Annotated in this window: 19 protein-coding genes; 8 read left to right on the top strand and 11 right to left on the bottom strand. The window is 71.4% G+C overall.

Annotated features, from left to right (window positions below; all coding sequences use genetic code 11):
• Window positions 1-122: 122 nt before the first annotated feature.
• From ACWDSL_RS02350 to ACWDSL_RS02340, 3 genes are all read right to left on the bottom strand, one after another.
• Complete coding sequence (locus ACWDSL_RS02350; protein ID WP_450480863.1) at window positions 123-1034, bottom strand: glycoside hydrolase family 19 protein; 912 nt, start codon at window positions 1032-1034, stop codon at window positions 123-125.
• Between the two features lie 167 nt (window positions 1035-1201).
• Entirely contained in the window at window positions 1202-2368 is a 1167-nt protein-coding gene (locus tag ACWDSL_RS02345; protein WP_450480861.1) for a DUF6745 domain-containing protein, read from the bottom strand.
• Between the two features lie 41 nt (window positions 2369-2409).
• Window positions 2410-2736, bottom strand: a complete 327-nt coding sequence (locus ACWDSL_RS02340; protein ID WP_450480859.1) for a hypothetical protein — start codon at window positions 2734-2736, stop codon at window positions 2410-2412.
• A 217-nt stretch (window positions 2737-2953) separates the two neighbouring features.
• On the opposite strand from ACWDSL_RS02340, the gene ACWDSL_RS02335 reads away from it, so the two are divergent.
• The 6 genes from ACWDSL_RS02335 (at window position 2954) to ACWDSL_RS02310 (ending at window position 9253) form a co-directional block, all read left to right on the top strand.
• Window positions 2954-3925, top strand: a complete 972-nt coding sequence (locus ACWDSL_RS02335) for an STM4015 family protein (RefSeq protein WP_450480857.1) — start codon at window positions 2954-2956, stop codon at window positions 3923-3925.
• Window positions 3926-3989: 64 nt separating this feature from the next.
• A complete protein-coding gene (locus tag ACWDSL_RS02330; RefSeq protein ID WP_450480855.1) occupies window positions 3990-4970 on the top strand; it encodes an STM4015 family protein in 981 nt (326 codons plus the stop codon).
• On the top strand, window positions 4951-6132 hold the full coding sequence (locus ACWDSL_RS02325; protein ID WP_450480853.1) for an STM4014 family protein: 1182 nt from the start codon (window positions 4951-4953) through the stop codon (window positions 6130-6132). Before ACWDSL_RS02330 ends, ACWDSL_RS02325 begins: the two co-directional genes overlap by 20 nt.
• 7 nt (window positions 6133-6139) lie before the next feature.
• Window positions 6140-6943 carry an STM4013/SEN3800 family hydrolase gene (locus ACWDSL_RS02320; protein ID WP_450481060.1) on the top strand — a complete coding sequence of 268 codons (804 nt, stop codon included), beginning with the start codon at window positions 6140-6142 and terminating at the stop codon, window positions 6941-6943.
• Entirely contained in the window at window positions 6940-8328 is a 1389-nt protein-coding gene (locus tag ACWDSL_RS02315; RefSeq protein WP_450480852.1) for an STM4012 family radical SAM protein, read from the top strand. The genes ACWDSL_RS02320 and ACWDSL_RS02315 overlap by 4 nt, the downstream gene beginning before the upstream one ends.
• Window positions 8329-8338: 10 nt before the next feature.
• Window positions 8339-9253, top strand: a complete 915-nt coding sequence (locus tag ACWDSL_RS02310) for an STM4011 family radical SAM protein (RefSeq protein WP_450480850.1) — start codon at window positions 8339-8341, stop codon at window positions 9251-9253.
• Here ACWDSL_RS02310 and ACWDSL_RS02305 read toward each other — a convergent pair.
• From ACWDSL_RS02305 to ACWDSL_RS02295, 3 genes are read right to left on the bottom strand one after another with little or no spacing between them, the layout of a single operon-like run.
• Window positions 9191-9994, bottom strand: a complete 804-nt coding sequence (locus ACWDSL_RS02305) for an SAM-dependent methyltransferase (protein WP_450480848.1) — start codon at window positions 9992-9994, stop codon at window positions 9191-9193. The two genes, ACWDSL_RS02310 and ACWDSL_RS02305, sit on opposite strands and share 63 nt — an antisense overlap.
• A gap of 47 nt (window positions 9995-10041) precedes the next feature.
• Window positions 10042-10293 (bottom strand): DUF397 domain-containing protein, encoded by a 252-nt coding sequence (locus ACWDSL_RS02300; protein ID WP_014175173.1) that lies wholly within the window; start codon window positions 10291-10293, stop codon window positions 10042-10044.
• Between the two features lie 3 nt (window positions 10294-10296).
• Complete coding sequence (locus tag ACWDSL_RS02295; RefSeq protein WP_450480845.1) at window positions 10297-11163, bottom strand: helix-turn-helix domain-containing protein; 867 nt, start codon at window positions 11161-11163, stop codon at window positions 10297-10299.
• Window positions 11164-11359: 196 nt separating this feature from the next.
• Between ACWDSL_RS02295 and ACWDSL_RS02290 the strand changes: the two genes are divergently transcribed.
• Window positions 11360-11740: an ATP-binding protein gene (locus ACWDSL_RS02290; RefSeq protein WP_305257068.1), complete on the top strand. Its 381-nt coding sequence runs from the start codon at window positions 11360-11362 to the stop codon at window positions 11738-11740.
• A gap of 119 nt (window positions 11741-11859) precedes the next feature.
• Here ACWDSL_RS02290 and ACWDSL_RS02285 read toward each other — a convergent pair whose 3' ends face one another.
• A complete protein-coding gene (locus tag ACWDSL_RS02285) occupies window positions 11860-12684 on the bottom strand; it encodes an SGNH/GDSL hydrolase family protein (RefSeq protein WP_450480843.1) in 825 nt (274 codons plus the stop codon).
• Window positions 12685-12762: 78 nt separating this feature from the next.
• On the bottom strand, window positions 12763-14868 hold the full coding sequence (locus ACWDSL_RS02280; protein WP_450480841.1) for an alpha-galactosidase: 2106 nt from the start codon (window positions 14866-14868) through the stop codon (window positions 12763-12765).
• 182 nt (window positions 14869-15050) lie between these two features.
• On the opposite strand from ACWDSL_RS02280, the gene ACWDSL_RS02275 reads away from it, so the two are divergent.
• Window positions 15051-15860, top strand: a complete 810-nt coding sequence (locus ACWDSL_RS02275) for a tyrosine-protein phosphatase (RefSeq protein WP_450480839.1) — start codon at window positions 15051-15053, stop codon at window positions 15858-15860.
• Between the two features lie 67 nt (window positions 15861-15927).
• On the opposite strand, the gene ACWDSL_RS02270 is transcribed toward ACWDSL_RS02275, so the two are convergent.
• The 3 genes from ACWDSL_RS02270 to ACWDSL_RS02260 form a co-directional block, all read right to left on the bottom strand.
• A complete protein-coding gene (locus ACWDSL_RS02270; RefSeq protein WP_450480837.1) occupies window positions 15928-17328 on the bottom strand; it encodes an aspartate aminotransferase family protein in 1401 nt (466 codons plus the stop codon).
• Window positions 17325-19346 carry a 1-deoxy-D-xylulose-5-phosphate synthase gene (gene dxs / locus ACWDSL_RS02265; RefSeq protein ID WP_450480835.1) on the bottom strand — a complete coding sequence of 674 codons (2022 nt, stop codon included), beginning with the start codon at window positions 19344-19346 and terminating at the stop codon, window positions 17325-17327. Before dxs ends, ACWDSL_RS02270 begins: the two co-directional genes overlap by 4 nt.
• 32 nt (window positions 19347-19378) lie before the next feature.
• The coding region (locus ACWDSL_RS02260) for a flavodoxin-dependent (E)-4-hydroxy-3-methylbut-2-enyl-diphosphate synthase (RefSeq protein ID WP_450480833.1) at window positions 19379-19684 on the bottom strand (306 nt) is incomplete at its 5' end.

Below are 19684 nucleotides of genomic sequence, written 5' to 3'. Positions count from 1 at the left end.
ACCTCCTGGGTGAGGGGCGGATGCCCCCGTACGGTCTGCGGTGTGGCAGCGCGGCGGGAACCGCCGCGCTGCTCAAGGACAACTCGCGAGACCGCCGATGTTGTTCCGCCGAGCGCCGCCGATCAGCAGCTGAGGTTGGATCCGGGGGTGGTGCCCAGGATCTGGACGAACCTCTGATAGGCGTCGATCCGGCTCTGCACCTGGCCGGGGTTTCCGCCGTTGCACTCGATGCTGCCGTTGATGCTGCGGATCGTCTCGCCGAAGCCCCGCTGGTTGACCATCGCGTTGTGCGGGGTCATGGTGCCGGGTCCGGTCTGGGTGTTCCAGTACCACAGGGCGGTCTTCCAGGAGACCGCCGCGTCCCGCTCGACCAGATACGGATTGTTCAGCAGGTCGATGCCGAGCGCGTCACCGGCCGCCTTGTAGTTGAAGTTCCAGCTGAGCTGGATCGGCCCGCGCCCGTAGTACGCGGCCTGGCCGGCCGGGCAGCCGTAGGGCCGGCTCGTGTCGCAGTAGTGCGGATAGTTGGACTGGTTCTGCTCCACGATGTAGACGAGGCCGCCGGTCTCATGGCTGACGTTCGCCAGGAAGGCGGCGGCTTCCTGCTTCTTCACGGTGTCGCTGCCGGTGTTCGCGAAGCCGGGGTAGGCGCTCAGGGCGGCGGTCAGACCCTGGTACGTGTAGAACGAGTTGCGGCCCGGGAACATCTGGTTGAACTGCGCCTCGCTCACCACGAAGCCCGCCGGGTTCTGGCCTCCGGAGCCGCAGTCGTACGGCTCCCAGTACCAGGTGCTGATGATGGGGTCATAGCCCGGGTTGTCGTGTTCGGCGCGGTAGTACTTGCCGTCGGTGTACTTCACGATGTCGCCCGTGACGTACCACTTACCGGCGGTCCAGTCCGAGTAGGTGCAGGCCGCGCGGGGGGTGGTCGCCGTGGTGGCGGTCGCCGAAGCCGAGGCCATGGGCATGACAAACAGCAGGGCGCATGTCGCCGCGGCGGCGGCAAGGGCGGCCCGGAGGCGTTTCGCTATCAAGACTCCTCCTTCAGGGGGGACTTGAGAGTGGGGGGACCTGATACCACTCAAGCGGACTTGGTCTATACCAGTCAAGGTCTAGACCAAGCCGGGTATACGGGCGGCCGGTCCCGGGCCCGGCCGCCCCTCCCCTCTCCCTCCCGTCTCCCTCCCGGCGGAGGCCCCCGTCAGGTCTGGCGCTCCGGGGCGTACCCGTCGGCATCCAGACCGAAGGTCCAGGCGACGCCCTCACGGGCGGTGGTGGTGCGCGGCGGCACGCGCAGCCAGTACGTGCGATGCGTCCCGTCCGGCTCCGGCGTGGAGTTGACCACCTCGACCATCGCCACCGGCTCGTCCCCGGCCATCTCGATGCGCCACAGCACGCCGGTCTCGTCGCGGTGCACCGGCTTCGCCCCGGACTCCGAGAGATAGCGGTCGTAGCCGTAGTGCTCCAGCATGACGCGGCGCAGCTCCGCGTTCTCCTCGGTGCGGATGCGCTCGGCGGTCAGCTCGGACAGCTGCCCGAGGAATTCCGCGGGCACCGGCATGCCCCGCCACGCGTACAGCGCGAACCCGTCGGGGTAGTCCAGCGCGGGCCCGGTGCCGCTGTCGAGGCGGCCCGCCTCGTCGCGGTGCAGCGTGACCGGGCGCTCGGCGATGACCACGGCCTTCTCGTACGGCCACCACCACCCCGCGGACCGCGCCACCGCGGCCGGACCGGCGAGCTCACCGGCGTCCGCGCCGTCTTCGCCCTGTCCGGTCACCGCCGCCAGCCACGGCGCGTCGTGCTGGCCGAGCACCGCATCCAGCATGGCCAGCCGGACGGCGGATTCCTGGTCCCGGTCCGACTGCGCCGCCAAGGCCTCGACGACTCCGGTGCGGATGCGCTCGGTGAGGGAGCGGGTGACCTCCCACAGCGGCGCGCCCGTCAGGGCCCATCGCTCGGCCCAGCCGGAGCCGCCGAGCATGTCGTGCAGCCGCTGTCGCGCGGCAGCCCACGGAAGGGTGCGCACCGCCTCCCGGACACTGGCACCCGCCGCGCCCGCCTCCGGCTCGACCCCCGCGGCGCGCAGCGCGCCGGCCGCCCGGTCGGCGATCTCCCGCGGCAGCGCGCCGCCCTGGCCGGTCAGCAGCATCGCCGCCGCCGTGCCCACCAGCGGGGAGTCGACCCATACGATCCGCTCCGGGCGCGCCACCCCGGCCGCCTCATAGGCCAGCCGCACGCCCTCCTCAGCGGTCCGGCGGTCGGCCGGGCCCGTGGCCGCGGCCACCGCCCGCCACCGTTCGACCAGGCTCAGCGCCACGGTGTCCGCATCCGCACTGCCCGGACCCGCGATGTCCGATGCCGTCGTCATGGAGCTCATGGTTTTTATCTCCCGTTTCCCAGTCCTGGTCCTCAGTCCGCCACGACGCGCACGGCGCCCGGCGCGTACTCCCGCTGCCGCACCACGCGGTACCACCCCTTGGGCAGCGGTATCGCCGCGTGTTCCTCGTGCACCACCCGCCCGCCGTCCGGCAGATGCAGATACGACACGCCGAACGGCCCCGACTCGCGCACCAGCGTGCCCGGCCCGACCACCGCATGGGCGTGTCCGGTCACCTCGCCCAGCGCCAGCACCAGCCGCCCCCGCGGGTCCCGCGGCTGCCGCGGCAGCGCTTGGGTGTTCGGCGGCAGGGCCTCCTCGGCCACCGGCACGATCAGCACGTCTCCCTGTCGGTACATGCGCTTCTCCTTTTCACCACACAGCGGCGTCCGGGCCCACCGCTCGTACGGGGGCCGGTCGATGTCCACGACGTTAGGCGCGGGGTCTGACAACGCGGGGGGCCGACAACGCATTGACAACGCCCGCCGCCCCCGCTGTCGGTGGGGCTTGGTAGAACTCTTCGCACGCCCTTCGGAAACGGGCACGCCCACACGAAGCATCAGGAGATCTCCCGGCATGGACTACGCCGAAAACCACGACGCGCTGCACGGCCTCCCGGCCTTCGACTTCCCGGCGCCCGACGAGGTGCCGGAGCTGCCCGAGCCGGAGACCGTGGCATGGCGGCTTTCCTCCGACCCGTACGACGACTCACGTCCGGACCTCAACTTCGCCGACGGCCTCCAGCGGTTCCTGGACACGGTGGACACCTCCCGGGTGCGCGCGCTGATCTTCGGCGTATGGGGCGAGGCGTACGAGGACGACTCCAGCACGGTCATCGAGCCGCTCGTCGCCGCCAAGGACCGGCTGCCCTCCATCGAGGCGGTCTTCATCGGCGACATCGACGCGGAGCAGGCCGAGATCTCCTGGATCCAGCAGTCCGACGTCACCCGGGTCCTCGACGCCTTCCCCCGGCTGCGGGAGCTGAAGATCCGCGGTGGCTCGGGGCTGGTGTTCCCGGCCGTCACCCACGAGCACCTGCACACGCTCCGCTTCGAGAGCGGCGGGCTGCCCAGCGCGGCGGTGCGCGGCGTCTGCGACAGCGAACTGCCCGCGCTGGAGCGGCTGGAGATGTGGCTGGGGGTGAGCCAGTACGGGGGCGACGCGACCGTCGCGGACCTCGGCGGGCTCCTCTCGGAGGGCCGCTTCCCCGAGCTGCGCCACTTGGGCCTCCAGAACAGCGAGATCCAGGACGAGATAGCCACCGCCGTCGCCGCCGCCCCCGTCGTCGCCCAGCTCACCTCCCTCGACCTGTCCATGGGCGTACTGACCGACGCGGGCGCCGAGGCCCTGCTCGGCGGCCAGCCGCTCACCCACCTCAAGGCCCTCGACCTGCACTACAACTTCTTCTCCGAGGCGATGGAGCAGCGGCTGCGCGAGGCCCTGGAGCCCTCCGGCGTGGAGCTCGACCTCTCCGAGAAGGGCGACGAGGACGAGGACGAGGACGACGGAGAGGTCGAGGTGTGGCGTTACACCGCGGTCGCCGAATGACGACCCCCTTACCCAAGCCCTCGACAGCTGCGCACCACGACGACCGAAAGGACCGCACCGCCTCATGATCAGCGAACTCCTGGAGTCCTTCGCGGGTCTCCCCGTCACCGACTTCGCCGAATGCGGGACCGACGCGACCGACCTGCCGCCCGCCGATGCCGTCGCCTGGCGGCTGGCCAGCGACTACGACGACGAGCGAGACTTCGAGCAGCTGTGGCGGGACTTCCTGGCGACCGTCCCGGCGGACCGGATCCGTGCGATCGTCATCGGCGCCTGGTGGGGCGAGGGGGACTACGAATCCGTGCGGCCCGCGCTCGACCTGCTGATCGCGTCGGCCGGGCGCCTGCCGGCGCTGCGGTCGCTCTTCATCGGCGATGTGACGGCCGAGCAGTGCGAGCTGTCCTGGATGCAGATGGCCGATGTCGCGCCCGTGGTCGAGGCGTATCCGCTGCTCGAGGAGTTCGTGGTGCGCGGCTGCGGCTACGGGGGAGAGGAGGAGGAGCTGGCCTTCCGCCCCGTGCGCCATGAGCGGCTGCGGACGCTGCGGTTCGAATCCGGCGGTCTCCCCGCCTCGATCGTCCGGGCCGTCTGCGACAGCGAACTCCCCCGCCTGGAACACCTCGCGCTGTGGCTGGGGGTCGACCAGTACGGCGGCGACGCGACCATCGCCGACCTCGCCCCGCTGCTGGCCGGCGGCCGCTTCCCCGAGCTGCGCCATCTGGGCCTGCAGAACAGCGAGATCCAGGACGAGATAGCCGCCGCCGTCGCCGCCGCCCCCGTCGTCGCGCAGCTCGCCTCCCTCGACCTGTCCATGGGCACGCTGACCGACGCGGGGGCCGAGGCCCTGCTCGCCGGTCAGCCGCTGACCCATCTCATGCTGCTCGACCTCCACCACCACTACCTGGACGAGAAGCTGGCGCAGCGGATGCGTGACGCGCTGGAGCCGCGCGGGGTCGAGGTGAACCTCTCGGAGCAGCAGCAGGCGCAGAGGTGGGACTGGGACGAGAGCAACGAGGAGCACCGCTATGTCGCCGTCTCCGAATGAGGTGCGCCATGACGTGCGCTTCGCCGTAGTCGGCAACCCCGGTGGCCGCCGGGTGGAGATGTTCGCGGACGCCGTGCTGGCGGCGGGCCTGCCCGCGCCCCGGGTGCTGCCCTGGCGCGAGGTGCTGTACGACGGCAGGCCCCGGTTCGAGCCGGGCGAGACGGTGCGGCTGGACTCTCCCGGTGAGGAGGAGGACGTCGAGCTGCTGCTGCGCGGCGCCGACGACCCGACCCGCGTCGAGGGCACCGCCCACTGGTACGCCCGGTTCACCGGCGCGGCGCGCCAGGTCACCGAGGCGGCCCGCGCGGCGGACGCGGCAGTACTTGACGACCCGGACGAGCTGGCCGTCATGTTCGACAAGCGGCTGTGCCACGGCGTGTTGAGCGAGGCCGGGGTCCCGGTGCCGCCGTCGCCGACCTCGGGGCCCCACGCGCCGCCCGTCCGCGGCTGGGAGGACGTACGGGCGCTGCTGGCGGGCTCCGGCGGGCTGCGCCGCGCCTTTGTGAAGCTCGCGCACGGCTCGTCCGCGTCCGGGGTGCTCGCCGTCGAATGGGGCGCTCACGGCCGGGTGCGCGCCGCGACCTCGGTCGAGCGCACCGCCGACGGGCAGCTGTTCAACTCCCTGCGGGTGCGCCGGTACGAGACGGAGGCGGAGATCGCCGCGATCGTCGACACGCTGGCCCCCGACGGGCTGCACATCGAGCGCTGGGTGCCCAAGGCGGCGCAGCACGGCCGCGCCGCCGACCTGCGCGTCGTGGTGGTCGACGGGCGGGCGAGCCACGCCGTGGTGCGCACCAGCCGCTCCCCCATGACCAACCTCCACCTCGGCGGTATCCGCGGCGATCTGGCCGCCGCGCGCGCCGCGGCGGAGGCGGCGGGGGTGCCCTGGGGCGAGGTGCTGGGCCTGGCGGAGCGGGCGGCGGCCTGTTTCCCGGGCACCCTGTGCGTCGGCGTCGATCTGCTGCCCGGCACCGGCTGGCGGCGCTTCTCGGTCGGCGAGGTCAACGCGTTCGGCGATCTGCTGCCCCGGCTGACCGGGCTGCCCGGCAGCGGCACGGAGGGCCTGGACACCTACGGCGCGCAGGTCGCGGCCGTGCTGCGGCGGCAAAGGCCCACGGCAAGAGGGGCGGCGGAAGGGGGCGGCGCCGATGCCCTTGGCTGAGCCGGATATGAACGAGGTCGTGGGCAGCCACGATCTGCTGCTGGTCACCTTGGACACGCTGCGCTACGACGTTGCGGCCGAGCTGGCCGCCGAGGGCCGGATCCCCCATCTGGCGAGCCGGCTCCCCGGCGGCGTGTGGGACAAGCGGCATGCGCCCGGCAGCTTCACCTACGCCTCGCACCAGGCGATGTTCGCCGGTTTCCTGCCCACCCCGGCCACACCGGGCCCGCACCGGCGGCTGTTCGCCGCCCGCTTCGCGGGCAGCGAGACCACCGCCGAGGGGACCTTTGTCTTCGACACCCCGGACCTGGTGTCCGGGCTCGCGGCCGCCGGGTACCACACGGTGTGCGTGGGCGGGGTGGGGTTCTTCAACAAGCGGGGCGCGCTGGGCTCGGTGCTCCCCGGCCTCTTCCAGGAGAGCCACTGGGAGCCGGAGTTCGGCGTTCCGTCCCCCACCTCCTTCGAGGCGCAGGTCGCCTGCGCCGAGAAGGTCATCGCCGGGCTGCCGCCGGACCGGCGGCTGTTCCTCTTCGTCAACGTCTCGGCACTGCACCAGCCCAACTGGTTCCATCTGCCCGGCGCGACCCGCGAGGCGGGCGACTCGCGCGCCACGCACGCCGCCGCGCTGGAGTACGTCGACCGGCACATCGGCCGGCTGTTCTCCGCGCTGGGCGACCGCGGCCCCGGCTTCGCGATCGTCTGCTCCGACCACGGCACCGCGTACGGAGACGACGGCTATACGGGCCACCGGCTCGGCCATGAAGTCGTCTGGACCGTGCCGTACACCCACTTCTTCCTCGAGGGCTCATGACTACCAGCACCACCGCCGCTACCACCGCTACCGTCCCCGTCACCCCCGCTGTCCGCCCGTACCAGTCGTACGTCTACGCGTACCCGCACAAGACCGCCTACCGCCCGCTGCATCCGCGCCCCGCGCTGCGCGACCTGTGGGCGGCCGAGCCCAAGGACGCGCTGTCGCTGTATGTGCACATCCCCTTCTGCGAGGTGCGCTGCGGCTTCTGCAATCTCTTCACCCGCGTAGGCGCCCCCGAGGGGCTGGTGAGCGCCTATCTGGACGCCCTGGAGCGGCAGGCGGACACGGTCCGCGATGCGCTCGGGGACGGGGCCCGGTTCGCCACGGCCGCGTTCGGCGGCGGCACCCCGACCTTCCTGGAGGCGGCGGAGCTGGAGCGGCTGTGCGATATCGCGAGCCGGCGTATGGGGGCCGATCTGGCGGCCGTTCCGCTCTCGGTCGAGGCATCCCCCGCCACCGCCACCGCGGACCGGCTGGCCGTGCTGGCCGAGCGCGGCACCACCCGGCTGAGTCTGGGGGTGCAGAGCTTCGTGGACGCCGAGGCGCGCTCGGCGGTGCGGCCGCAGCGCCGGGAGGACGTCGAGGCGGCGCTGGGGCGGATCCGCGAGGCCGGTATCCCCGTGCTCAACATCGACCTGATCTACGGCATCGACGGGCAGACCGAGCGGAGTTGGCGGCAGTCCCTGGACGCCGCCCTGGCCTGGCGCCCCGAGGAGCTGTATCTGTATCCGCTGTATGTGCGCCCGCTGACGGGCCTGGGGCGGCGCGACGCGGCGGCCACGGACGCGGAGTGGGACGCCCAGCGGCTGCGGCTCTACCGGGCGGGCCGGGACCATCTGCTCGCCCAGGGCTATGAGCAGGTGTCGATGCGCATGTTCCGCCGCCGGGACACGCCCGGGACCGGCGGGGAGCCATGCGGCGGGGACGACTACGCCTGTCAGACCGACGGCATGGTCGGTCTTGGCTGCGGCGCCCGCTCGTACACCTCGGCGCTGCACTACTCGTTCGACTACGCGGTGGACATGCGGGAGATCCGCGGCATCATCGACGACTACACGGCGCGGCCCGCGGCCGACTTCGCGCGCGCCGAGGTGGGCCGCGCGATGACCGCCGACGAGGCCAGGCGGCGCCACCTCCTGCAGTCGGTGCTCCAGGCGGAGGGTATGCCGCTGGCCGGCTACCGGGCCCGGTTCGGCACCGACCCGGCCGAGAACTTCCCCACCGAGCTGGCGCGGTTCGCCGAGCGCGGCTGGCTGGATCCGGACGCCGCCCCCGAACTGCTGCGGCTCTCCCCCGAGGGTCTTGCGCACTCCGACGCGCTGGGGCCCGAGCTGTTCTCCCCCGCGGTGCGCGCGGCCATGGCCGACTACGACCTGAAGTGAGGCGGGCGGCGTGGACCTGACGATCCTCTACCGAGGCCCGCTGGCCTCGTGCGACTACGACTGCCCGTACTGCCCGTTCGCCAAGCGGCGCGACACCCCGGAGCAGCTGCGCGCCGACCGGGCCGCCCTGGAGCGCTTCACCGCATGGGCCGCGGCGAACACGGGCGACCGGCTGTCGGTGCTGTTCACCCCGTGGGGCGAGGGCCTGGTGCGCTCCTGGTACCGCCGGGCGCTGACCGAGCTCAGCCGGCTGCCGCATATCGCGCGGGTGGCGATCCAGACGAATCTGAGCTGCCGTACGGGCTGGATGGCGGACGCCGATCTGGACACCCTGGCGCTGTGGTGCACCTTCCACCCGGGTCAGACGCCGTACGACCGGTTTCTGGCCAAGAGCCGTGAGCTGGCGGCGCTCGGGGTGCGCCACAGTGTCGGCATCGTCGGCCTGCCCGAGCATCTGGAGCCCGCCCGGCAACTGCGCGCCGATCTGCCCGCACAGGTCTATCTGTGGGTCAACGCCGCCGAGGGGCGCACCTATACGGACGAGGAAGCGGCCGAGTGGACCGCGCTCGACCCGCTGTTCGGCTACAGCCGCCATCCGCACCAAAGCGCCGGTCTGCCATGCCGGACCGGCGCTTCGGTGATCTCGGTGGACGGCGACGGCGCGGTGCGCCGCTGCCATTTCGTCCGTACGGACCTTGGCAACCTCTACGACGGCTCGTACCGCGCGGCCCTCGCGCCCCGCCCCTGCCCGCTCGCCGTCTGCGACTGCCACATCGGCTATGTGCACCTGGAGTCGCTGCCGCTGTACGACGTGTTCGCGGGCGGGGTGCTGGAGCGGATTCCGGCCGCCGTCGGCACGGGCTCAGGGCTTACGCCCCACCCCGCCGTACACGCCGACGTCAGCCCGCTTCCCCTGCTTCGGTAAGGGGCCGTCCGGCCGCCATGCCGGCACCTGGACCAGCCCCGGCTCCAGCAGCGGAAACCCTTCGAAGAACGGCAGGATCTCGGCGTGGCCGCGCAGGCTGAGGCTGGCCGCGGACTTCCGGTACACCTCCGCGGCGATGTCGGCTCGGTCGGTGAAGTCCAGGGTGCCGTGGCTGATCACCAGACAGCTGCCCGGAACCAGCCGTTCGGTGAGGGTCGCGAGGATCCCGGCCGGGTCCTCCTCGTCCTTGACGAAGTGCAACACCGCGACCAGCAGCAGCGCCACCGGCTTGCTGAAGTCGATGAACTCCCGCACCGCGGGCCGGTCGAGCACCTCGGCGGGCTTGCGCACGTCCCCCAGTGCGAAGCTCGTACCGCCCGCGTTCGTCAGCTTGGCGCCGGCGTGCGTGGCGACGATCGGATCGTTGTCGATATAGACCACTCGGGTTTGCGGCGCGATCTCCCGGGCAACCTCATGGGTGTTCGGCGACGTCGGGATTCCGGTTCCGATGTCGATGATCTGCCGTATCCCGTCCCCGACGACGGTGCGCACGGCCCGGAGCAGAAACTCCCGGTTGGCGCGGGCGGTGCCGCGGACGGTCGGTGTCGCTTCGAGAATGCGGTCGGCCGCCCTGCGGTCGACCTCGTAGTTGTCCCATCCCCCGAGGTAGTAGTCGTACATGCGGGCCGGATGAGGCGTGCTGGTGTCTATCTCCTGCACGGAGAATCCTTGGTCGGTCACACCGTTCTCCAATTATTACGGTCACTCCCCTGTGACCCGTGGCTGCGTCAGGCGAGCAGGAAGTCCGCTTCGCCGGCCTTCGCACCCTGGATGAACCGCTTCATCTCCAGATGCGTGTAGATGAGGGCAGGTCCGTCGGGATCCGTGGACTGGCGCAGCGCGACCCGCCCGTCCTTCAGCCTCATCGCCTCGACGCAACTTCCCCCGTTGCCACCGCTCCACGGCTTGTGCCAGCCCTCGGTACCGAGGTCGGTCGCCGGCATTCCGCTGTAGACGCGGTCCGTGCAGATGCGATCCATCGATCAGATCTCCTTGCGAATGCCACTCAGAATCGCCTGAGTGGTCTGTGCAGGCGCGGCCTGCGCACACATCCGGTCCAAGGCCTCCAGGAACGCCGATACGTCATCGCGCTGGTCGAAGTAGGAACCGCTGACAAGCGTCTCCGTATACGCGATGTCCGGCAGCTCCTGAATCGGGAACCGGAAGATATGGAAGGGGCCGTACATCGCCGGGTGCGGCCCGGCGTCGAACGGCATGATCTGCAACCTGATGTTGGGCATCGTCGCGGCTTCGATGAGCCGCGTGATCTGCTCGCGCATGACTTCGGGCCCGCCAATGGGACGGCGGAGCACCGTTTCGTCCATCACCACCCACAGCATGGGCGGGTTGGGGCGGGTGAGGAGGGCCTGCCGCTCCATCCGCAGGGCGACATTGCGCTCGGTCTCCGCATCGGCCGCGTGCGGCATTCCGGCGCACATCACCGCGCGGGCGTAGTCCTCGGTCTGCAGCAGCCCGGGGACATAGTGCGGCTCATAGGCCCGGATGAGATTGGCCTCGCCCTCCAGGCTGACAAACGTGTTGAACCACTCGGGCAGCACATCCCGGAAGCGGTGCCACCAGCCGGGCTTGTTGGCCTCGCGCGCGAGGGAGAGGAACCCCTCGACTTCCTCCGGGTCAGTGACCCCGTAGGTGCGCAGCAGCTTCTCGACGTACGGAAGCTTCAGGCCGACTTCGGCCTTTTCCATCCGGCGGATCGTGGCATGGGTGACGTCGAGGGCGCGGCCCGCCCGCTCGTACGACAGCCCGGCCCTCTCCCTGAGGTCCTGCAGCCGCTTGCCGAGCACGACTCTCAGGACGGTCGGGGCGCCGCCCGCTCGCGCATCCGCCACTACCGTCCCCCTCCAACTACCTTCACATCACAGCAGTCTGGCACGCGCTCAGCCTCCGCAACAGACTGTCTCTTCGATTCTGCAATTTACAGATTGAACCTTGCCATACGCGAGTGGCGCAGAGCATAGTGTCGGCGTGGCTCCTTCCTATGAGGCTCTCCGGTTAGGGCGCAGCGGCTCGCTCTCCGCTCCGTGCCTGCAAGACGCTTTTCGTCTTCCGGCACTGAGCACTTCCGTCGCGGAGGCGAGAAGGCTGGTCGTGCTGCGGCTGTGCTCATGGGGCGCCAGGCAGGAGATGTGCGACAACGCCGAGTTGGTCGTCTCCGAGCTCTTCACCAACGCCGTGCGCCACACCTCCAGCGAAGAGGTACGGTGCAGCATGCAGCTCATGGGCAAGCGCTTGCGGTTGGAAGTGGCCGACCAAGGGTGCGCGCGCACGGAGCCACAGGCCCGGTCGGTGAGCGTCGACCAAGAGGGCGGACGCGGGCTGATGCTCGTCGAGGCCCTGTCCGAGGCTTGGGGCGTCAGACCGGACGCCAATGGCACGGGCCGCGCCGTGTGGGCTTATCTAGCTTAGGCCCCTCCGGCACGACCCGCTTTGTGTTCGCCGATTCTCCGCGCTGTTTCTCTACTCCGGTGTTTCTCCGGGGTGTTCGGGACTTCTTCGGGGAGTCCGGGACTTCGCTCCGGGAGCCTTCAGGGCCGCAGCGGCAGCAGGTCCGGACGCTTGGGCTCCACATGGTCCCCCGACGACTCCCCGCGCAGCCGTCGGCCGATCCAGGGCACCGCGTATTCGCGCGCCCAGTGGATGTTGGCCCGGCGCACCTCGGCGGCCGAGCGCGGCCCCTCCGGCGGCCACGGCTGGTCCGGGTCGACCGGTACGTCGAGGCCGAGCACCTTGGCGGCGCGCAGCGCGACCCGGGTGTGTCCGTCGGGCGACAGATGCAGCCGGTCCTCGCTCCAGGCCCGCCGGTCCTGTACGGAGCGCAGCGACCACAGGTCGAGCACCGGGCACCGGTACCGGTCGGCGATCGCCCGCACATGGGCCGTGTACGTGGCGGCCTTGCCGCGCAGATGGCGCAGCACCGGCACGCCGCGAGGGTCGAACCCGGTGCACAGCAGCACCGTGCCGACATGGGAGGTGAGCCGGTCCACGGCCGCCTCGTAGCGCTCGGCGACGTCGTCGGGGTCGCTGCCGGGCCGCAGGATGTCGTTCCCGCCGCCGCAGAAGGTCACCAGATCGGGGCCGAGTTCGATCGCGCGCGGGACCTGCTCCTCGACGATCTGGTCGAGGAGGCGGCCGCGTACGGCGAGGTTGGCGTAGCGGAAGTCGGCGGGAGCCGGGCCGCCGATGGGCCCGGCTCCGGAATGTCGGTCGGAGAGCTGGGCGGCCAGCCGGTCCGCCCAGCCGATGTAAACGCCCTCGGGATCCGGGTCGCCGACGCCCTCGGTGAAGCTGTCCCCGATGGCGGCGTAGGACCCGATCACTCCGCTGTTGAGTCTCTTCGCATCGTCTGCCACTCCCGACATCCTCCTCCCTGGTGAGTGACCTACGCCACCGTAAGGAGGGGTTGACGGAGGGTGATCTATCCCACCTGGTCAGATTCGCCGAAGGCGGAATACGGCGGCGTCCAGGTCGTGACGGAGCCCGGTCTCGAGGCCGTGGTGGCTGAGCACGGCCCCCCGGTGCACCTCTCCGGTCTCCAGGTCCTCGTACCGGCTCTCGGGGTCGAGCCCGCGCAGCCGCAGCGCGGGCTGCCGCTCGCCGAGGGTCTGGGCCTGCAGCCAGGCCAGCACCACGGTCTCCTCGCCGCGTACGTACTGCACCGCGGTCAGCCCGCCGTCGCCCGGCGGCCGCAGCCGGTACAGCTCGCCGTACTGGACGACGGGCCGGATGCGCTTGTAGAGGGCCACCCAGTCGCGCGCCTCGGCGAGTTCTTCCTCGCTCCAGCGGCTCAGGTCGCCGCCCACCCCCAGCACCCCGGCCATCGCGCTGATGAAGCGGAAGCGCAGCGAGGTGACGCGCTTGCTGCCCATGGCGTTGGGGGTGTCGGTGACCCAGGCGGCCATCACGCGGGCCGGGTGCAGCTGGCTGAAGCCGTGCTGGATGGGCAGCCGGTCCAGCGGGTCGGTGTTGTCCGAGGTCCACACCTGGTCGGTGAGCGCGAGGACGCCCAGGTCGATCCGGCCGCCGCCGCCCGAGCAGGATTCGAAGGCGACACCCGGGTGCGCGGCCCGCAGCCGCCCCAGGAGCTCGTACAGCCCCCGCACATGCTCGATCCACAGCCGCTGGGGGTACGGGTCGCCGGGCCACCCCGCGTCGGAGAAGGACCGGTTGAAGTCCCATTTCACATAGTCGATGGGCGCGCTGGAGAGCAGGGTGTCAAGCCGCTCCCACAGGTGCTCGCGTACGTCGGGCCTGGCGAGGTTGAGCACCAGCTGGTTGCGGAACTCGGTGCGGGTGCGGCCGGGGTGGTGCTGCACCCAGTCGGGGTGAGCCCGGTAGAGGTCGCTGTCGGCGTTGACCATCTCCGGCTCGACCCAGATGCCGAACTGCATGCCCATCGCGTGCACCTCGTCCGCGAGGGGCTTCAGTCCGCCGGGGAAGCGGTCGGGGTTGGGGGTCCAGTCGCCGAGCCCGGCGCGGTCGTTGGTGCGCGCTCCGAACCAGCCGTCGTCGACGACGAACAGCTCCACGCCCATGTCGGCGGCGCGGCGGGCGAGTGTGCGCTGCTGCTCCTCGCTGACGTCGAAGAAGGTGGCTTCCCAGGAGTTGTAGAGCACCGGACGGTGCCGGTCCGCGCCGGGGATCACCTGGGCCAGCTGCCAGGCGTGCCAGGCGCGGCTGGCGCCGCCGAACCCGCCGTCGGTCCACAGGCCCGCGAAGACGGGCGTGGTGAAGGACTCGCCGGGCGCCAGGCTCAGCTGGCCCGAGTCGTCGTGGCCGACGCCGCCGACCGCCTGTACGGCGCCGATGGGCAGCTGCTGGACGGCGATCCGCCAGGACCCGGACCAGGCGAGGGCGCAGCTGTGCACCTCACCGTGTTCTTCGGTGGCCTCGCCGCCGTCCAGGGCGATCCAGGGCAGATGCTGATGGCTGGTGTGGCCGCGGCGGCTGCCGAGAACCTTCTCGCCGGGCGTGAGGTCGGCGCGCACCAGCTGACTCTCGGCGGCCCAGCGCCCGTACAGATGCGACAGCCGCCAGCGGTCGCGCGCCGGGAGTGACCAGGCGGCGGAGTCGATGCGCAGCAGCTCCAGGGGGGCGTCGTCCGGGCCGCCCGCGTGGGCCGCGGTGGTCCAGCGCTCGACCACGTCGTGGTCGTCGCGCATCCGGTAGTGGAGGGTGAGGACGAGGTGGTGCAGCGAGTCGTGGAAGTGGAGCCGCAGCTCCGCCCCGGAGTCGGTCACCTCGCCCCGCTCGAAGCGCCACTCGGTGCCCCTGACGCCCGGCGACCGCACCGACAGGGCGGGGCGTACAAAGCGGGGCCCGCCTTCCACCGGGAATTCCTCGCGCCCGTCCAGGGGTGATTCGAACCCCCATGGCGGGGGGACGGACCTCAGCGCAAGGGCCTCCGCGTCGGGGAGCGCGATGCGCGGGCCCCAGTGGAGGTGAAGCAACTCGTCGTTCTCCGTGAGGTGCAGCGCATAGCTGCTGCCCCGTCCCGACAGCAGCCAGACCCGACCGCTACCACCGATTTCGATCATCACTCTCCCCAATTCCGCACAGACTGGAACATCATCGGGGCAGCGCACCCGGTGCGCAATGCCCGGGGCGCCCCTCCACCGGTCCCATGGCGACCTGGCCGCCCTCATACACCCATGTCGTATGGTCAGGACAGTCCGCCTCGCCGACGAGCGGCGCCGGCGGCCGAGCCGAAGGAGCGCCCGTGACGCAGCAGACGCCGCAGGTTCCGTCGACCGAGCCCGAGCTCACCGGGGTGCGCAACTTCCGGGACGTCGGCGGTCTGCCGACCGTCGACGGACGGCGGGTGGGACGTGGCGTACTGTTCCGCAGCGGCCATCTGGCGCATGCCACCGACACCGACGCCGCGTTCCTCGACTCCCTCGGCCTGCACACCGTCTTCGACTTCCGCAACGCCGCCGACATCAAACTCGAGGGCCCGGATGTGGCGCTCCCGGGCGTGCGGACCGTCAACCTCCCGCTGTCCGACCCGGCCGACGGCGCCGGGTTCTGGACCATGGTCCGCGAGGGCGATCTGGCCACGCTGCGCGAGATGCTGGGCGAGGGGCGGGCGGCGCAGCGGATGATCGACTCGTATCGGTTGATCATCACCACCCGGACCGCCGAGCACCGCCGGGTGCTCGACGAGCTCGCGGACGGCGCTTCGCCCGCGCTGATGCACTGTTCGGCCGGCAAGGACCGCGCGGGTCTGTCGATCGCCGTGGCCCTGCTGGCCCTCGGCGTGGAGCGGGACGCCATCGAGGCCGACTACCTGGAGTCGGCCGCCGCCCACCGCCGCTATAAGGTGTGGCGCGCCTCACATGCCGAGGACGGCAAGTCCCCCGAGGTCATGGCGCTGCTCGCACCGCTCTTCGACGCCCGCGCCGAGTATCTGGCGACCGCCTTCGCGGCCATCGAGGAGGCCTGGGGCGACACCGAGAAGTACCTCGCCCAGGGGCTCGGACTCGACGCGGCCAAGCGGGACCGGCTGCGGGAGCGGCTGCTCGCGGACTGAGGCGCCCTGGAGCGGCTGCGGCGCCCGAGCCGGCGGGGCCGCCGCCGCCGGCTCGGGCAAGTGGCGGTCAGCGGTGGGCCATGGCCTGTTTGACGAGCGTCCGCCCGAAGTCCCACATCAGCCCGCCGCCCCCGTGCGCGTCGTCCATGACGGCAGTGAACGCCTCGACGAAGCGGTCCACTTCCCGCTCCCCGATGATCAGCGGCGGAATCAGCTTGATGACCTCCAGATGGTCGCCGGAGACCTGGGTGAGGATGCGGTGCCGCTGCAGCAGCGGTACGACCACCATCTGCGCGAACAGCCCCTTGCGGGCCGCCTGGAGCATCGCCCAGCGGCTGCGCAGTCCCAGCGAGGTCGGCTTCCCGAACTCGATGCCGATCATCAGCCCGCGCCCGCGCACCTCGTACAGCAGCTCATAGCGGTCCACCAGCGCGGCGAGGCGGGTGCGCAGCAGATCGCCGGTGTGCCGGGCGTTCTCCACGACCTTCTCGTCCTCCATGACCGCGAGGACTGCCAGACCCGCGGCCATCGCCTGCGCGTTGGCGCCGAAGCTCGCCGAGTGGACCAGCACCCGGTCCATCGACGAATAGACGCGCTTGAAGATCCAGTCCTTGCCGAGCGTCGCGCCGACGGGCACATATCCGCCCGACAGGGCCTTGGCCACGCACACCAGGTCCGGCTCCACGCCCGACTCATGCTCGTACGCGAAGAAGGTGCCGGTCCGGCCGAGCCCCGTCTGCACCTCGTCGGCGATCAGCAGCGCCTTGTGCTTGTGCAGCAGCTCCTGGGCGGCGCGCAGAAAGCCGGGCGGGGTCTCATGGACGCCCTTGCCCTGGATCGGCTCGACCACGAACCCGGCCACATCGCCGCGCTTGAGCTCCCGCTCCAGCGCGGCCAGATCGCCGAGCGGAATGGCCGTGTCCGGCAGCAACGGCGCGAACCCCTTGCGGAAGGAGTCCTCTCCGTTGACCGACAGCGAACCGGTCGTCAGGCCGTGGAAGGCGTGCGCGCAGTACAGCACGCGCGGTTTGCCCGTCGCGTACCGGGCGAACTTCAAGGCGGTCTCCACCGCCTCCGTACCGCTGTTGCCGAAGAAGACCCGGTCCAGATGCGGAGCGTGGCCGAGCAGCTTCTCGGCGAGCAGACCGGGCAGCGGCTGGCAGTCGAAGCGGGTCAGATCGGCCAGCTGGGCGTCCAGCACGTCGTGCAGCGCCTTGCGGACGACCGGGTGGTGGCGGCCCAGGCCCATCACTCCGAAGCCGGCGAGCATATCGAGGTAGTCCTGGCCCTCGTCGTCCCAGAAGTACGCGCCCTCGGCCCGCTCGTAGACCTTGTCGAAGCCGATGGTGTGCAGCATCCGCGGCAGCTGGTGGTTGAGGTGCCTGGCGTGCAGGTCGTACCGCTCGGACCCGCGCTCGGCCAGGAGCTTGTCCAGGTCGAAGCCCGATCCCTGCTCGGCTGCTGTCATGCGTCCTTCTCCTTGCGGGCCGCGGGCGGGGCCGGCCGGGCGGTGGCCGCGCGCCGCCCGGCGCCGGGGGCGGTGGTGACGGGCGCTGGGCCGGGCGTGGTGACGGGAACGGCGGCGGATGCGTCGATACGGGCCAGGGCCGCGCCGATCCGGCCCGCGATCTCGGCCGGGGTGAGCCCGATGTCGGCCAGCACCTCCCCGCGCTTGGCGTGGGCCAGGAACGCCTCGGGGATGCCGAAGGTGCGCACCGGCAGATCGACTTCGGCGTCGCGCAGCGCCTGCGCCACCGCCGCCCCCACCCCGCCGGTGCGGCTGTTGTCCTCGACGACGGCCACGACGCGGTGGCGCGCCGCCAGCCCGGGCAGGGCGGCGTCGACGGGCTTGACCCAGCGCGGGTCGACGACCGTACAGCCGATGCCCCGCTCGGCCAGCAGCTCGGCCGCCGCCAGCCCGACCTGGGCCATCACCCCGGCCACGACCAGCAGCACATCACCGCCGCCGCCCTGGTCGGCCGGGTCGGGCCCGCCGTGCCGCAGCACATCCATGCCGCCGACGCGGCCGAGCGCCGGGATCGGCTCGCCCACCGACTCCTTGGGGAAGCGGATGACGGTCGGCGCGTCGGCCACGTCAAGCGCCTCGCGCAACTGGGCGCGCAGCTGGTCCGCGTCGCGCGGGGCGGCGACCCGCAGGCCCGGCACCACCTGGAGGACGGACATGTCCCACATGCCGTTGTGACTGGGCCCGTCGGTGCCGGTGACGCCCGCGCGGTCCAGGACGAAGGTCACCCCGCACTTGTGCAGCGCGACGTCCATCAGCAGCTGGTCGAAGGCGCGGTTGAGGAAGGTGGCGTAGACGGCGAAGACCGGGTGCAGCCCGCCGGTGGCGAGACCGGCGGCGGAGACCGCGGCGTGCTGCTCGGCGATGCCGACGTCCCACACCCGCCGCGGATACGCCCGGGCGAACCCGGTCAGGCCGACGGGGTCCAGCATCGCGGCGGTGAGCGCCACCACATCGGGGCGCTCGGCGCCGATCCGTACCATCTCCTCGCCGAACACCGAGGTCCATGAGCGGCCGCCGGAGGGCGCGAGGGGCGCGCAGGTCAGCGGGTCCATGGCGCCGACCGTATGGAAGCGGTCGGCCTCGTCCTCCAGCGCGGGCCGGTAGCCGCGGCCCTTCTCGGTCAGGCAGTGGACGAGGACCGGGCCGTGGAACCGCCGGGCGCGGCGCAGGGCGGATTCGACGGCCGCGATGTCGTGCCCGTCGATGGGGCCGACGTACTTCAGGCCCAGGTCCTCGAACATGCCCTGTGGTGCGAAGGCGTCCTTGAAGCCCTTCTTGGCGCCGTGCAGCGATTCGTAGAGCGGCTGGCCGACCACGGGCGTGCGCTGCAGTACGTCCTTGCCCCAGGCCAGAAAGCGCTCATAGCCGTCGGTGGTGCGGAGGGTGGCCAGGTGGTTGGCGAGGCCGCCGATGGTCGGCGCGTACGAGCGCTCGTTGTCGTTGACGACGATGATCAGCGGGCGGTCCCGGGCGGCGGCGATGTTGTTGAGCGCTTCCCAGGCCATACCGCCGGTCAGCGCGCCGTCGCCGATGACCGCGACGACATGCCGGTCGGTGCGGCCAAGCACCTCGTTGGCCTTGGCCAGGCCGTCGGCCCAGCCCAGGACGGTGGAGGCGTGGCTGTTCTCGATGACGTCGTGCTCGGACTCGGCGCGCGACGGGTAGCCGGACAGCCCGCCCTTGCCGCGGAGCTTGGAGAAGTCCTTGCGGCCGGTGAGCAGTTTATGGACGTAGGACTGGTGCCCGGTGTCCCACAGGATGCGGTCCACGGGCGAGTCGAAGACGCGGTGGAGCGCTATGGACAGCTCGACGACACCCAGGTTGGGGCCCAGGTGCCCGCCGGTTCTGGCCACCGCGGTGATCAGGAACTGACGGATCTCCTCCGCCAGTTCGGCCAGCTGTTTCTCGGTCAGTGTCTTGAGGTCACGTGGGCCCCCGACGCGCTCCAGCAGTGGCATGCGCGGATCCCCTCCTTGCGTATGTGCGTAGATCAGCTCACGGTGACCTCGGGGACACCCGAAGGGGCCCCGTCCTTCTCCAACTGCTCGGCGATCTTCATGGCCTCGTCGATCAGGGTCTCCACGATCTTCGACTCGGGCACCGTCTTGATCACCTCACCCTTGACGAAGATCTGCCCCTTGCCGTTGCCCGAGGCCACCCCCAGATCCGCCTCACGCGCCTCACCGGGACCGTTGACCACACACCCCATCACCGCGACCCGCAGCGGCACCTCCATGCCCTCCAGACCCGCCGTGACCTCATCCGCCAGCTTGTACACATCCACCTGCGCCCGGCC

The organism is Streptomyces sp. NPDC000941 (genome assembly GCF_053599555.1).
This window is presented reverse-complemented; position numbering and strand designations above follow the sequence as displayed.